Annotated in this window: 8 protein-coding genes; 6 read left to right on the top strand and 2 right to left on the bottom strand. The window is 40.1% G+C overall.

The genetic code is table 11. The features are described from left to right. Positions 1-651 precede the first annotated feature (651 nt). From V7K48_RS30055 to V7K48_RS30040, 4 genes are all read left to right on the top strand, one after another. Positions 652-1,464 (top strand): SDR family oxidoreductase, encoded by an 813-nt coding sequence (locus V7K48_RS30055; RefSeq protein ID WP_335078199.1) that lies wholly within the window; start codon positions 652-654, stop codon positions 1,462-1,464. A gap of 210 nt (positions 1,465-1,674) precedes the next feature. After that, on the top strand, positions 1,675-2,604 hold the full coding sequence (locus tag V7K48_RS30050; RefSeq protein WP_335078197.1) for a cation diffusion facilitator family transporter: 930 nt from the start codon (positions 1,675-1,677) through the stop codon (positions 2,602-2,604). Between the two features lie 60 nt (positions 2,605-2,664). Further along, positions 2,665-5,061, top strand: a complete 2,397-nt coding sequence (locus tag V7K48_RS30045) for a glycoside hydrolase family 15 protein (RefSeq protein WP_335078195.1) — start codon at positions 2,665-2,667, stop codon at positions 5,059-5,061. Positions 5,062-5,701: 640 nt separating this feature from the next. Then, positions 5,702-6,778 carry an AI-2E family transporter gene (locus V7K48_RS30040; protein WP_335078193.1) on the top strand — a complete coding sequence of 359 codons (1,077 nt, stop codon included), beginning with the start codon at positions 5,702-5,704 and terminating at the stop codon, positions 6,776-6,778. 99 nt (positions 6,779-6,877) lie between these two features. On the opposite strand, the gene V7K48_RS30035 is transcribed toward V7K48_RS30040, so the two are convergent. Next, positions 6,878-7,333 (bottom strand): DUF1392 domain-containing protein, encoded by a 456-nt coding sequence (locus V7K48_RS30035; RefSeq protein WP_335078191.1) that lies wholly within the window; start codon positions 7,331-7,333, stop codon positions 6,878-6,880. 705 nt (positions 7,334-8,038) lie between these two features. After that, the gene (locus V7K48_RS30030; RefSeq protein WP_335078189.1) at positions 8,039-13,474 is read right to left on the bottom strand and encodes an ATP-binding sensor histidine kinase; all 5,436 of its coding nucleotides are present in this window, start codon (positions 13,472-13,474) and stop codon (positions 8,039-8,041) included. A gap of 177 nt (positions 13,475-13,651) precedes the next feature. Here V7K48_RS30030 and V7K48_RS30025 point away from each other — a divergent pair, with 177 nt between their 5' ends. Next, positions 13,652-14,548, top strand: a complete 897-nt coding sequence (locus V7K48_RS30025) for an alpha/beta fold hydrolase (RefSeq protein WP_335078187.1) — start codon at positions 13,652-13,654, stop codon at positions 14,546-14,548. A gap of 207 nt (positions 14,549-14,755) precedes the next feature. Continuing rightward, entirely contained in the window at positions 14,756-15,463 is a 708-nt protein-coding gene (locus V7K48_RS30020; protein WP_335078185.1) for a class I SAM-dependent methyltransferase, read from the top strand. Positions 15,464-15,638: the final 175 nt, after the last annotated feature.

Here is a 15,638-nt window from a genome sequence, read left to right as displayed (position 1 = left end):
TCAGTATTGACTGTTTGGAGATTTTTAATGCAAATACTTCCAAAAATCTAGAATTTTTAAACAAGGAATATCTAAAAGATAGAGCAAAAAGCTACTGTCTTAGGGGAACTTCTATTAAAAATTATTGACTTCTTGCTAACTATATTTTTGTAAATATTATTAATTTTTATATTAAAAAAATCATCTCCACATAAATATATGCATTTTGATAGATTTATAAATAATCTTAGTAATTGGGTACTGAAAATTAACCAAAATATTGTATAGATAAGTCTACATTAGAAATTTGCAATTCTCAGAAAATTTATCTCCTAGTTAAGAAAAACGCACCACTGACTTCATGGTTTAAAGATTTCACCCAGTCAGGAAATTGTGATGAAAATTTTATAACTCTTTAGGTAGAGATATTTATTACTCCAACAGTTAGAAGCGCTTTTTATTACAAACCTCTAAAGTCATGCCAGAATCACACAAATAACCCTAAAAAATTAAACACATAAGCAAATGTGTAACTAATGTAAAAAGTTGTACATACTATATAACATAAAATGTCCGACAGCTTAGTTCAATTTTGACTCAATCATCGGTTTTCAGTATAAACTGTTCTCAAATTCTGCAAAAAATGCATAGTATAAATTCTGAGAAAGTATTATGAGCTATTCCCCTAACCTGCTCAAAGGTCAAAAAGCACTGGTGACAGGTGCTAGTTCTGGGATTGGTGAAGCTATAGCTCGCCATTTGGCTTCATCAGGTGCAGCAGTAGTTGTTAACTACCATTCGGAAGCTGAACAAGCCCAAAAAATTGTCAATGATATCAAAGCTGCTAATGGAGTTGCGATCGCCATTCAAGCCGATGTCAGCAAAGAAGACGAGGTAAAGGCGATGTTCAGCCAAACCCTGAAGGAATTTGGCACTATTGATATTTTAGTAAGTAATTCGGGTGTTCAAAAGGACTCAGCATTTATCGATATGACCCTCGACCATTGGAACATGGTGATTGGGATCAACCTGACAGGACAATTCTTGTGTGCGCGAGAAGCTGCAAAGGAGTTCTTGCGTCGAGGTGTGAAACCTGACATTTCAGCTGCAGCAGGTAAAATTATTTGCATGAGTTCAGTGCATCAAGTAATTCCTTGGGCAGGTCACGTTAATTATGCTACTAGTAAGGGTGGTATTAATATGATGATGCAAAGTATTGCCCAAGAACTTGCTCCCCACAAAATTCGCGTCAATAGTATTGCTCCTGGTGCAATTAAAACCCCAATCAATAAATTAGCTTGGGATACCCCAGAAGCAGAGGCAAATTTACTAAAACTAATTCCAGCAAAACGGGTTGGTGATGTAGACGATATTGCCAAAGCAGCAGTTTGGCTGGCTTCTGATGACTCTGATTATGTGAATGGGATAACACTGTTTGTAGATGGTGGCATGACCTTGTATCCAGGGTTTACCGAGAATGGTTAAAAAAAGAGGAATTGTTCTCTAACTTCTTCTGCCTCCTACCTAGTACTAGCTCTTTCAAGGTGACTCATAAAATAAGATTGTTTTTCTCAGCGCTCTCTGTGCCTCTGCGGTTAAAAAGTAATTTATTTTACCGCAGAGGCACAGAGAACACAGAGATAAGAGGTTAAAGAAGAATTTATGGACTAAGATTTCCACCCACCTTTTACCCTAATGGCAACTGATTCATCTAGAAAAAAAATTTTTGCAGCGATGGGTGCTAACTTAGCGATCGCTATTACTAAATTTATCGCCGCCGCCATTACTGGTAGTTCTGCGATGATATCTGAGGGGATTCATTCGGTAGTAGATACTGGCGATCAACTGTTACTTTTGCTGGGAATTCGCATGAGCCAAAAGCCAGCTGATGATAGCCATCCGTTTGGTTACGGCCAAGAACTTTACTTCTGGACTTTCATCGTTGCTATCCTGATCTTTGCCATTGGCGGCGGCATGTCAATTTATGAAGGAATTACTCATTTAATTAATCCCAGCCCTTTAAAAGACCCAATGTGGAATTATATTGTGTTGGGTATAGCAATATTATTCGAGGGTTTTTCTTGGACTGTGGCTTTAAAAGAGTTTTTGCCGACTAAGGGGAAGCAAAATTTCTGGCAAGCAATCAAAAACAGTAAAGACCCTACAGTATTTACAATATTAGTTGAGGATTCTGCCGCCATTTTAGGTTTAATCGTTGCTTTGATCGGAATCTTCTTAGGAGATTTATTTAATAATATTTATTTTGATGGTATTGCCTCTATTATTATTGGCATTATCTTGGCTATAGTAGCAGTAGTGCTAGCTAAGGAAAGTAAAGGATTATTAGTTGGTGAAAGTGCTAATCCTCAAACTATAACCAATATTCGTTCTTTGTCAAAAACAGAACCAGGGGTACAAGAAGTTATCCGTATCTTAACAATGCAGCTTGCTCCACAGGAAGTATTACTAAACTTAGAAATCCAGTTTTCTAAAAATCTCACAGGTGAGGAAATAGCATTAACTGTGGAGAGCTTAGAAGCAAAACTTCGCCAACATCACCCAGAAATAAAACAAATTTTTATTGAAGCAAAGTCCTTAGCTGCTACTCGTAAATCTTCTCAATAAACTATTAATCACATAAATATTAACTACAGCATTTTCAAAATACACTCAAAACAATAAATTATGGTAAAGATTATTGGTCAAGGCGAGGCTTTTGGCTCACCAGGCATTGATCCCCGATGGACTCAGGCGAATAAAGATGGAGTAGGAACAGCTTATTCTACTTCCAGTAAAGTTTGGTTTACTATCTGGAACGGTGTTGTGACTGAAGTCTACCATCCCACAGTAGACAAACCCCAAATTCGGGATTTGCAGTACTTAATTTCTGACGGGAAAAGCTTTTTCCACGAAGAGAAACGCCATCTCGAATCAAAAGTGGAACCGATGTGGACTCATGGTTTAGGATACCGGATTATTAATTCTGATCCACAAGGGCGTTATACCGTAATCAAGGAAGTGATTGCCGACCCGCATTTAGCCTGTATTTTACAGCACACAAAATTAACAGGAGAGCGGGAGTTTATTTCCCAACTCCAGTTATATGCTTTGTGTGCGCCGCATCTGGAAGTCGGAGGTATGGGTAATAATGGTTACGCTATAGAAGTCGTCGGGCATCATCTTCTAATAGCTCAAAAAGGAGGAACATGGTTGGCGTTGGGTGCAACAGTTCCCTTTACTCGTCTTTCCTGTGGCTACGTAGGTAAAAGTGATGGTTGGACAGATTTAGCTGACAATTTCCAGATGGATTGGGAGTTTGACAGTGCTGTGGATGGCAACCTTGCTTTAACTGGAAAATTAAATCTAGATAATAATAATGAGTTTACTTTAGGACTGGCATTTGGCAACAATCTGCACAATGCAATTTCCACACTATTTCAGTCGCTGAATATTCCTTTTGAACAGCAGAAGCAGCAATACAACGAACAGTGGAAGCGATCGCGCCAGGGCATCCACTCATTAGAAAATATTTCCTTTGATGATGGGAAGTTGTATCACAACAGTATTAGTCAACTTTTGGCCCATGAAGACAAAACCTATCCAGGTGCTTTAATTGCATCCCTGGCCATCCCTTGGGGTGAAGCTAAAAATGACCAAGACCAAGGAGGATATCACCTTGTCTGGACGCGGGATCTAGTCAGCAGTGTTTCAGGGTTAGTGGCTGCTGGAGAAACGAAAACAGCAGTGCGATCGCTCATTTATCTTGCTACTAGCCAACAAGAGGACGGTGGTTTTGCCCAGAACTTTTGGGTTGATGGCACACCCTACTGGAACGGTATCCAGCTTGATGAAGTGGCATTTCCGATTCTACTGGCATGGCGATTACACCAACAAAAGAATTGCTTAAATTTTGATATTTATCCGATGATTTTGCAGGCGGCGGGTTATTTAATTCGTCACGGCCCTGCTACGCAACAAGAACGCTGGGAAGAAAACAGCGGTTATTCACCATCAACACTGGCATCTAATATTGCCGCCCTGATTTGTGCTGCTCAATTTGCTCGTAAAAGTGGGGATCAAGCAACAGCACAATTCATCGAAGAATACGCTGATTTTTTAGAATCTCACATTGAAGCTTGGACAGTTACCACCGAAGGAACCCTAGTTGCTGGCATCAAACGGCATTATATCCGGATTACTCCTACAGATATCAATAATCCTCAACCCAACGAAAATCCTAACCAAGGAACTATTTTGATCAGCAGTCAACCGCCTGGTAAACCAACAGAATTTCCAGCGAAGGAAATTGTTGATGGCGGGTTTCTGCAATTGGTGCGCTACGGAATTCGTAAACCTGATGACCCGATTATTGCTGATTCTGTGAAAGTAATTGATGCAGTCTTAAAAGTAGATACACCCGTTGGGCCTTGTTGGCATCGTTACAACCACGACGGCTATGGACAGCAAGAAGATGGCAATGCATATACGGGTTCGGGTAAAGGACGTGTTTGGCCTCTTTTGACAGGAGAGCGAGGACATTATGAATTAGCTGCTGGTGGCGATGTCAAAACATATATCAAGGCGATGGAAGGATTTGCTTCAGAGACTTGTTTGCTGCCAGAACAGGTTGGGGATGAAGCAGATAGACCTGAGATTCATATGTATTTGGGAAAACCAACAGGTTCTGCGATGCCTTTAATGTGGGCACATTCGGAGTACATCAAGCTGCTACGGTCAAATCATGATGGTCAGGTGTTTGATTTTATTCCAGAGGTGGGGAATCGCTATTTAGGCGATCGTTCTGAGTGTAAATTACTGGAAATTTGGAAGTTTAACCGTCAAATAGACAAAGTTAAAAAAGGTCATACACTGCGAATTCAAGCTTTAGCATCTTTTCAGTTGCACTGGTCACAGGATAATTGGCAAACCGTACAAGATATACCTTCTACTTCCACAAAGTTAGGAGTTAATTTTGTAGACATCTCTATTTCTGATAACCAGCAACAGCCAATCAGCTTTACCTTTTTCTGGATTGAAAGCAGTAAATGGGAACAGCGCAATTATCCGGTTGCAATTGAGTAGTAACAATTACTTATTAGCGTCTGTGAAAGTTGAGATTACGCCCCCCAATGCTTACCACCACTTCACCTCCTTGAAAAATTAACCATTGCACAGGCCAAGTCAGAGTTATGCCACTACAAACAGGTATTATCCAATAGGAGCGATCGCGCCAACCATTATCCGTTTCAACTACTGGTTCTTTTATGAACTAAGTAGGTGATTTGCTCAAGGTGAGTTATGACCCAAAAAACCCAACTGATGCTCAGTTATAGGCATATAGTTTAGCGCAGTAGACCTAGTGATCCTGGAGCTTATCTGTTTTTTGGTCTTTTGCTAAGTACAATTGGCATTTTTGGGCAACCCACAAAGTAAGATTATTGTTAAATATTGTGCCAAGATTCGCTGCTTGAGCAAGTTGTTAGATAAGCTCTTGCTATGAAAAAAATTAAAGCAAGATCCAGTGGTAAAATCTCAATAGTAATTTATTTTCTAGGCGAGAAAATTATCTGAGAATATAATAGTTAGATTTTTGATTTTAATAGAATCAGACCTGTCCAATCAATAATAAAGATTTGAGTAAATTTTTAGAAGGTACAACCCGTTGAGTCTGTTCAACAGATAATAGCAAGATGAAAGAGATATCGGATGCACAATAACTAATATGGCGAATTATGATGATACAGACAATGGATGGTCGCAGTTAACTCGTGGCGCACCATTGGCAGTAATGGTAGCTCTAGCACTCTATATCCTATACCAACTTTTACCAGTATTAGAACTTTTAGTTGTTGCAGCATTGATTGCTTTAATTTTGCGAACGCTATTAGAGTTTTTGCAAAAGTTAGTCAAATCACAGGATCTTGCTGTTCTGCTACTAATTGGATTAATCGTTGGATTTGTTGTAGTATTAGCTACTGTAGTGCTACCTAGTGTGACGTTCGAGTCTCAAAAATTAATAAAAACATTACCAACTTATCTCAATACGTTGACAGGAGATGTTGAGCGCCTACGTCAGAAATTCAGTTTTATTCCGGACATTTCCCAAGCTCTAATACAATTACGGAACTTGACCGAACAGTTACTGGGTGGAGTACCAGTTTTCTTAGGTGAAGCTTTGAGTTTAACTGTGGAGTTGGTAGCGACGTTAATTCTAGCGCTTTACATGGCTTACGATCCTAATTCCTTAGTGAAAGGGATTTTAAGATTAGTACCTCGGCGACATCATCAGCGATTTAAACGAATCCTTAAGGCTTGCGAGATAAGATTGCGGGGTTGGATTTTTGGCACAGGGATAGCGATGATATTTCTGGGTGCTGGAGCAACCTTTGGACTTTTGATTTTGGGGATTCCCTCAGCCCTGCCATTTGGGATTATTGCGGGTTTATTTGAAATAATTCCTTACTTTGGTTCGATCATTGGAACTTTTTTACCAGCATTAGTAGCACTGAGCATTTCACCAGTAAAGCTAATATTTGTAGTGATACTATTCTTAGTAATGAATCAAATAGATGCCCACATTGTTCAGCCTTTGGTGATGGGTAAGCAAGTTAATATCCATCCGGTGATGGTGATTGTGACATTTCTGGTAATGGGTAAGCTATTTGGATTTATTGGTCTGCTGCTTGCAGTGCCTGCGGCAGCAGTGATAATTACGCTTATTGATGAGTTTACGCTTGAAGAACCTGCTTTAGAGGAAGTAGGAATTGAAAGTAAAATAGATGTTAAATCGAATGACTAAGTACAGACCAGCATAAAAAAATTGCCCAAATTCAGCTGCGATGCCTACGGTAGTCACTGAGCTTGTCGTTCGCGCAGCTATAATTCAAGCTGTTTACAGTCATCCGTTCACTTTTACTAAATCCACATCCGCTAGCCAGATAATTCTACTTTGAGCCAATTCTATTTCTGACAAAATTGGGGAACGCCATTCTACTGCATAAAGCCAGTTGTTTTTCAGGCAAAAAATCCCTTGAATAATCCGATGTGTTGGTTTTTCACCAAAATCAACTTCCACCATATCCCCTAATTCCAAAACGGATCTAGGAACTGTGGCTTTTTGCACTAGCTTTGTTCCCAAAAACTCTTCTTCAGGCAAGTAGAGTATTTCACTACAGCAGACAATGGCATAAATCCATTTCTGTCTTTCCCATTGGACACCACAACAGTAGCCTGATATATCAGAATTTGATAACAAGACAATTTCTTGGATTTGGACTGCTAATGGCGGCATGGCTTTTCCCCAGGGAACAGAACTATGCCAACAAGATTCTAAAGTGACAATTTGATTAATCATACAAAGCAATCTCTTTTTTATACATAAACTACTTTGTACTTGTGTAATCCGGATGTAAATTCAAGATCCTGTCACAGTAGGCTTCTTGGGAGGTTCAATGGTTTGGGCGATTGCTCAAGGTTTAAACGACAACTGCCGAGTTGACTTTTCGCAGGAAGTCCTCAAGCCCCAAAAAACCTAGCTTTTTCGATAGTCTTATTTTCAATAGTGATAAATTATTAAAAATAGCTAACGAAAAAATCAGGGATTGAGAACAATACGCTTGAGTTAAGCATTTTTTCCTTCTCTCTGTGTCGCGCCAGTTGCTACCCTACGGGAACGCTAAGAGCGTAACTTGCTTCCCCGGAAGGGTACAAGTCTCTTAACCGCAGACGCTCGCAGGCTCGCTACCGCTGCGCTATCGCCCTTGGCGTCTCCCCTTCTCCCAAAGGGAGAGGCTAACGCCAAGGGAGAAGGGCGCACTGGCTTCTCTGCGCCTCTGTGGTAGCCTGCGGCAAGCCGCTTCTCTACGTTCGCGCAGCGTGTCGCAGACAGACGCTCCGCGAATGCGTCTACGTTAAAAAAATTGACTTTGACAAAGAGTTTTAACCTTAACCCAAGCGTATTGGGATTGAGAAAGCCTCAAAATGACATGAATCCACATCTGGTGAAAAGTCAGGATGACTGACGGCAATATTTGTATTGTAAATTAGACACTTCTTGCTTCTAGCTTTGCCTGAAGGGGATAGAGATAATAAATTCAGCCCCTTCTCCTAAAACCGATACACACTCCAACTTTCCTCGATGTTTATTGGTCACAATTTGGTAACTAATAGATAGCCCTAGACCAGTGCCTTTACCGATAGGTTTGGTAGTAAAAAAGGGTGTGAAGAGTTGCCGCCGCACATTTTCACAGATACCAGGACCATTGTCAGCAATGCGAATGACAGCAAGATCAGCTTCAACAGTAGTACGAATTGTAATAATGCCTGACTGAGGTGTTCCCTCGGTGTCAGTCCGATGTTTGTTAAATTCTTCCAAAGAGTCAATCGAATTAGCGATCAGGTTCATAAATACCTGATTCAGTTGCCCAGGGTAGCACTCTACACGTGGCAGGTTGCCATACTCCTGTATTACCTGAATTGCCGGCCAATTTGGTTCGGGTTTGAGCCGATTTTGCAAAATCATTAAGGTGCTATCAATACCCTCATGGATATCAACAGCTTTGACTTCAGCTTCATCTAGGCGCGAAAAGTTTCGTAAAGATAATATAATCTGGCGAATCCGCTCAGTTCCCACTTTCATTGAAGCCAACAGCTTAGGTAAGTCTTGGATCAAAAAATCTAAGTCAACAGCATCTATCTCATTTTGAACTTTAGGTGGTAAATTCTGGTTTTGCTGTTGATAAAGTTGTATTACAGTCATCAAGTCTTTGACATAATTATTGACGTAAGTAAGGTTGCCGTAGATAAAGCTAACTGGGTTATTGATTTCGTGAGCAACGCCTGCCACCAACTGCCCCAGGCTAGACATTTTTTCGCTTTGCACCATCTGGGACTGGGTGAGCTTCAATTCATCGAGTGTCTGCTCTAGCTGCTTTGCTTTATCACGCGCTTGTGTTTCCGAAATCTCTAACTCCTGGGAGTATATGTGCAAATTTGTGTAGAGCCGAGCATTTTCTATAGAGATGGAAACTTGCGAAGTCAAGAAATTTAGTACCTGTAGTCGCTCTGCGGTAAAGGCTCCGGTGGTAAGGTTATTTTCCAGGTAAAGAACTCCAGTTAGCTTACCCTGATGGGCGAAAGGCGAACACAAAACTGATTTAGGTTGATTGGCAATAATATAATTATCACTCGCAAAATACTCTGTATTTCTGGCATCGTCTAAAACCAAATTTTCTTTTGTTCTTTCAACATAGTTAATTAGCAAAACTGGTAGTTTATGCTTTACTTGAACCAGACTAGATGATTGCACTGTAACTTGATCTGTTTCAGTATTTCCCTCAGCTTCAATCACCCACTGGTTCTCCTGTTTTACAAGTAGATAACCCATTTGGGCACCAGCATTCTCGATCGCAATTCTCATCATCTTCTCCAGCAGCCGATTTAGCTCCATCTCACTCGACAGTGCTTGGGATGCTTTAATCGCTGTGCTTAAATCTAAAATTTGGGTTTTAGCTTCAGAAATATCTCTGATTGGGTTTATTGCAGTGCCCCAAAGAGTTGCTTCTCCTGCTGTATCTGTAAAAAATTGAGAATATTGTTCGTCTAGTTGCCGGACTTTGCCCATAGCTTCCCACTTCAGATAGCGATAGCGGGCTTCTGTAAAATAAGCTTTGGCTAAGTTTCTTCTTCCCTTCGCCAAGTAAAATCGAAATGCGAGTTCGTTTGCCAAGGCTTCATTTTGTAAATAACCGTTTTCGGCAGCAGAGGCGATCGCTTTGTCATACAGTTCCATTGCCTGATAATCTTGTTTATAAATCCGAGCTATTTCAGCTTGAATTAGCAGGGATTTGTGTTGATAATTGGTTGGACAATGTATTGCCCATTGCTGGAATTTTTCTAGGTTGACATTTAGTTGATGCAGATAAATCAATTGAGTTTTTGTATCTACCTCCGCATAAGCTCCTGCCAAGGCAATACTTTGGTGAAAGTAAAAGACAGGGTTGATAAAAATTCCCCGCGCTCCTGCGACAAATTTTTCTGCATTCTCTGCATACTCAACAGCTTTGATATATTCTCCATACCAGTTACAGAGCGCAAGTTTATAAATGTAAACTACAAATGCAGTCAACATATCTGAAGATGCCAACGCAAACTCTAGCACTTGCCGTTCATCTGCCCAAGTTCCAACAAGCTGGTCAATCTTGCCTGCTGGCTTAGTCAGGTTAGCGATCGCTTCCCTAGCAAGCAGATGGTAGTTCAACATATTTTTATCAATTTTGCGGAGAGTAGGAATGAAATCTTCGGCTATTTCTGCTGTTTTTTCTAAAGATTCATTTCCAAATAACGATTGCCACAAAAAATTAACTGAACAATAACCAGACCATTGATAAGAACCTGTTTCTAAACCGCTATTAAATCCTTTTAATAAATAAGGTTTGCCTTGTGTTATATGCTCTTTATAGTGACAAATTAAACCTCCCCACATATTCAAAATATTTGCTTCTAATTCTTTTGTTCTCATGATTTTATGGAGTCTGAGAGAAAGCTCACCAAACTCATAACCTGAATCTACCTCCCCATATTGAAATACTAAATTGAAGGAATATAGCATATAGCCAAATACCGAAATTGGTGAGTTACCATATTGAACCGAAAGCTGAGTTAGATTCATCGATGTGACATGCAAAGCTTTAGATCCTAAAAAGTAAGCAATGGGCCAGACTTCTTTTAAGATGCGTTGAGCCATTAACTTCTCTTCGTCTTGCATTTGCGGTAGTTCTGCGAGACTAAAAGTTGAGCGATCGCCAATAACTTGCTTTGTTTGATTAAGTTTTTCCAACAGATATGCATCATCAGGATAAGCTATAAACTCCAAGCCTAAAAGCTCCAAGGTGTTTAACCCAATTTCATAGGCGGAGTTTAAATCATTCTTCATCCGATAACACATAATCCGATATTCATTCACCTGACACATATCAAGAGTATTTTTAACCTGGCTGAAAGTCTGCTCAAAAATCAGTAAAGCTTGCTCATATTTACCATTTAAAAATTCGGCTTCTCCAGTTTGTAGATATAACCTTAATGTCAAAAAATATTTATCTTGCCAGCTATTATCAGCCAGATAACTCATCCCTGTTACTAGCAATTTTAGGGCAGTTACAAACGCCGAAGATAATTTTGCTCGCTGACCTGCTCTCAGATTTAATTCTGCCATTTCATATCTTTCATCTGGTTCAAAAATTAATGATTCTCCAGCATTGAGATGGTTAACAATCTCAAAAATATGCTCTTCCAAGTGGGATTTTTCAGTATTGTGTAATAGTAATTTTCCAATCTTCAGATGTACCTGCTGTTGCTGCTCGTCTGGAATTAAAGAATAGGCAGCTTGCTGAACACGATCATGCAAGAACTTATAGTCAACTTGGACTGCCATCTCACAGTATGTTGCCAACTCTGACTGATTCAACAATTGAGGAATTTTGTAAGTATCGCTCAAGGGTAGAATTAGTCCTGCTTGCAAAGCTGACCATAAATCAACTGCTGTTTCTGATGCAGATTTCTCGTTTACTAACGCTAAAATTTCAAGATTAAAACGGTTTCCAACACAAGCAGCTAATTGTAAAACTTGCTGCGTTGGTTCTGACAATCTCTGAATTTTATTCACCATTAAATCAACTACATTATCGGTCAGAGCTTGTGACTGAATTTTGTTGAGATCCCACTGCCAGAAACCTGAACGATAATCAAACGTCAAGAGATTATCTTGATGCAGTACTTTAAGTAACTGAGTCAAGAAAAAGGGATTACCTTGGGTTTTTTGAAGTAGCAAATCAGCTAAAGGTTCTGCCTGAGATGATTCACAATTGAACGTGTCAGTAAGCAATTGAGTAATATGAGGTGCTGCTAATGGCTTCAAGAGCAACTCTTCAACGGTTGCCCCAGATGCTTGAATTGCCTCTAGCATTAGTATCAGCGGATGGGTGGGACTAACTTCGTTATCTCGATAAGCCCCAATCATTAATAAATACTGGCTTTCTAGGTCAGTCATCAAATTCTCAACCAGCTTCAAAGAGGCAGCATCTGCCCATTGCAGGTCATCTAAAAACAGTACTAAGGGATGATCCGCAGCAGTAAAGGCATGGATAAATTGCTTAAACACCCGATTAAAACGGTTTTGAGACTCAGCAACCCCCAACTGTGGTACAGGCGCTTGCTGCCCAATAATCAGTTCTACTTCTGGGATAACATCAATAATCACCTGACCGTTAACGCCCAATGCTTGTAGCAATTTATTTTTCCAAACTTCAACTCTGGCTTGGCTTTCAGTTAACAGTTGCCGCATCAATTCTCGAAATGCCTGAATCAAAGAAGCATAAGGAATATCTCGCTTGAGTTGGTCAAATTTGCCACCGATAAAGTAACCTCGTTGCCGGACAATCGGTTTATGAACTTCGTTAACCAGGGAGGATTTGCCAATACCTGAGTATCCTCCTACTAACACAACTTCACTCGAACCAAGGCTAACTTTCTCGAAGGCAGCCATAAGAGCCGCCACTTCTACTTCCCGACCATAAAGTTTTTGAGCTATTTGGAATTGATGCGAAAAATCCTGCTCACCTAAGTTAAAAAGGTCAATGCTTCCTTTTGTTTGCAGTTGTATCGCTGCTTCCTCTAGGTCAGCCTTTAACCCGTAAGCACTTTGATAACGGTCTTCAGCAGTTTTGCTCAGGAGCTTCATGGCGATCGCAGAGATTCCCAGTGGTATATTAGGATTAATCTCATGAGGAGCAACTGGAATTTTCGCAATGTGACAATGCACCAACTCCATTGGGTCTTGAGCATTGTGGAAGGGGAGCCGACCTGTCAGCATTTCGTAGAAACTCACACCTAATGAGTAAAAATCTGTACGATAATCTAAGGTTCGGTTGATGCGTCCGGTTTGCTCTGGCGACATATAAGCCAGTGTTCCTTCTAGGAGATTAAGGCTAGTGATTTCTGGGCTTTCTTTTGACAGCAGTGAAGCAATGCTGAAGTCAATCAGTTTGATTTTTTCGGTATTGGGGTTATAAAGAATATTTTCAGGCTTAACATCCTTATGAATAATGTGGTGGCTATGTAACTCACCCAATGTTTCAGTAATTTGACCGGCGATGTTAAGAAATTTTGTCAGTTCAAACTCTGTACTAGATATCTGATCTTTTAAGGATTCTCCGCCAAAATCTTCTAAAACCATTGCTATTCCGTTACTGTAGCCATTGTCGTAATTGATTAATTTGTGGGTTTTGATTACACCTGCAATATTCAGGTTTTGGATAATTTCGTATTCGTGCTTGATCTGAGCAATCTCTTTGACAGTAGGATACTCTGCTTTCAGCAGTTTGATCACAACTGAATCTCCGTTAGCCTTGGAGTATGCTCGATAAATTACTGTGGCTGTAGCTTCATAAATTAAACTGGCGATATTATAGTCCGGGATACGAGCAATTAATTTAAACATTATTACTTGCCTGAATGTTGTTTTATATAGATTTTGGCGGTTACTATGATAATTCCCGAAATTCAAGTCAAGTTAACTCTTCACATCCTAGTTAAGGGAAGAGACAGCAGTGCTGGTCAATTGCAACAGTCCAATCCGCTAGATAGGTTATAGAAAATTAGTTTGGAGTGAATACCAATGTTTCCTAATTTTCTCCCATCACAAGTTAATCAACTGACAGATCCAAAAGCGATCGCTTTCGTCCAAAGTATTCAGAGAATTGCCCTTGCAACCCCCCTGAGTCAACATCCAATCCTCACAACCTACATTCACAAAGGTAGGGGAGAAACACCAATTCTGCTGCTGCACGGCTTCGACAGTTCCATCCTAGAGTTCCGTCTTCTGTTACCGTTACTTGCCACTCAAAATGAAACATGGGCAGTAGATTTGTTAGGTTTTGGCTTTACACAAAGGCAAAAAGAACTAACCTACAGCCCAACTGCAATCAAAATTCACCTTTACAACTTTTGGAAAACTTTAATCAATAGACCGATCATACTAGTCGGTGCATCAATGGGAGGTGCAGCTGCAATTGAGTTTACTCTCACTTATCCTCAAATTGTGGAATCGCTAGTATTGATTAATAGTTTAGGTTACACTTGCGCTCCCACATTCAGCAAATACTTGTTTCCTCCTTTTGACTTCTTTGCTGTAGAATACCTCCATCAACGCCACATTTTGGCATTAAATTTAGGTACTGTTTTAGCTAGCTTTAATCCCAAAATACTTTTGGCTATTCAGTGCGCGATGCTACACCAAGAAATGCCTGGTTGGCATGATGCCATGATTTCTTATGTCAAAACTGGTGGTTATAGTGACTTGGCAAATAGAATTGTCCTAGTTGACAAACCAACACTGATTTTATGGGGAGAAGCTGATGGTATGCTCCCACCTGAAGATGCAGAAAAATTTCAGCAATCCATTGCCAATTCTCAACTAATAAAGCTCAAGAATTGCGGTCATGCGCCTCAACTTGAACAGCCTCAAATTACATCTCAACATATTTTCCAGTTTCTGAATAATCGTAACTTTTAATTGGGTTTCAAGCCACTGTAGAGCCACTAATCACTACAAACGGCTCTAAACTATTGCGACTCTAGGTTAGTTCATGCACACGTTGCCATTCCCCAACTGAGAAGCGCTATAGTAAGCTAATCAGCATTCAAATTGCATAATCAGGGCGCTCATGTTGCCCACCCCACAAGATATTGAGATTTTGATAGGAGAGTAGTATCAGTTTTTATGTTTGAACAGCAACCGGAGAATTTACAGCTTTTTGTTAAACAGTTAGCCACAGAAGCTTTACAAAAATCAGAACCATCGGCATGGTTTGAAGTTTTATATGCCAAAGCTAAAGGGGATGCAGCACAAATTCCTTGGGCTAAGTTAGCTCCTCATCCTTATCTGCAAGATTGGTTGATGAATCATGAACCATTCGCCTCACAGCAAAAGGCATTAGTAATTGGTTGTGGCTTGGGAGATGATGCCGAAGCTTTAGCAAATCTGGGGTTTGAAGTTACTGCCTTTGATATTTCTCAAAGTGCGATCGCCTGGTGTCAAGAGCGATTTCCAGATTCGACTGTCAAATATGTAGTTGCAGATTTATTAGCAATTCCCTTACAATGGCATCAAGCCTTTGACTTTGTTTTTGAATGTCGTAATATTCAAGCTCTACCTTTGAATGTGCGTTCTTCAGTTATTTCCTCAGTTGCCACTGTCGTTGCTTTAGGTGGAACACTGTTGCTGATTACTCATCTTCGAGAGACAGAAGTTGAACCGAATGGCCCACCTTGGCCATTATCAAACTCAGAACTTAAACAGTTTGAAAGTTTAGAATTATACCAAGTAAAGCAACTTGTGTTTTCCGAGTCTAAGCAAATTGACGTTAAACAAGTGCGGATTGAATATCAAAGGCATAATTCTATTAGCCACTCAGTTCAATCTTTTTGAGATTAAGTTCAGTCCCAAAGCAACTAGTGTCAAGTCGCTTCTCAAAATTAAAAATTATTAATTAAAAATTGCAATCAGTGCTTGCTTTGAACCCACCACTGATTGTAGAGCACTGAAATCAAAGAGAGTGTCGATGCTTTGGGCGATGCCGTTTGCCACACTTGTTGCTGTTTTT

This window comes from Nostoc sp., from assembly GCF_036919615.1.
GTDB lineage: Bacteria > Cyanobacteriota > Cyanobacteriia > Cyanobacteriales > Nostocaceae > Nostoc.
This window is presented reverse-complemented; position numbering and strand designations above follow the sequence as displayed.

Excerpts from the sequence above, each read along its gene's own strand:
- V7K48_RS30055 (WP_335078199.1), top strand. The coding sequence starts at position 652 with ATGAGCTATTCCCCTAACCTGCTCAAAGGTCAAAAAGCACTGGTGACA.
- V7K48_RS30050 (WP_335078197.1), top strand. The coding sequence starts at position 1,675 with ATGGCAACTGATTCATCTAGAAAAAAAATTTTTGCAGCGATGGGTGCT.
- V7K48_RS30045 (WP_335078195.1), top strand. The coding sequence starts at position 2,665 with ATGGTAAAGATTATTGGTCAAGGCGAGGCTTTTGGCTCACCAGGCATT.
- V7K48_RS30040 (WP_335078193.1), top strand. The coding sequence starts at position 5,702 with ATGGCGAATTATGATGATACAGACAATGGATGGTCGCAGTTAACTCGT.
- V7K48_RS30035 (WP_335078191.1), bottom strand. The coding sequence starts at position 7,333 with ATGATTAATCAAATTGTCACTTTAGAATCTTGTTGGCATAGTTCTGTT.
- V7K48_RS30030 (WP_335078189.1), bottom strand. The coding sequence starts at position 13,474 with ATGTTTAAATTAATTGCTCGTATCCCGGACTATAATATCGCCAGTTTA.
- V7K48_RS30025 (WP_335078187.1), top strand. The coding sequence starts at position 13,652 with ATGTTTCCTAATTTTCTCCCATCACAAGTTAATCAACTGACAGATCCA.
- V7K48_RS30020 (WP_335078185.1), top strand. The coding sequence starts at position 14,756 with ATGTTTGAACAGCAACCGGAGAATTTACAGCTTTTTGTTAAACAGTTA.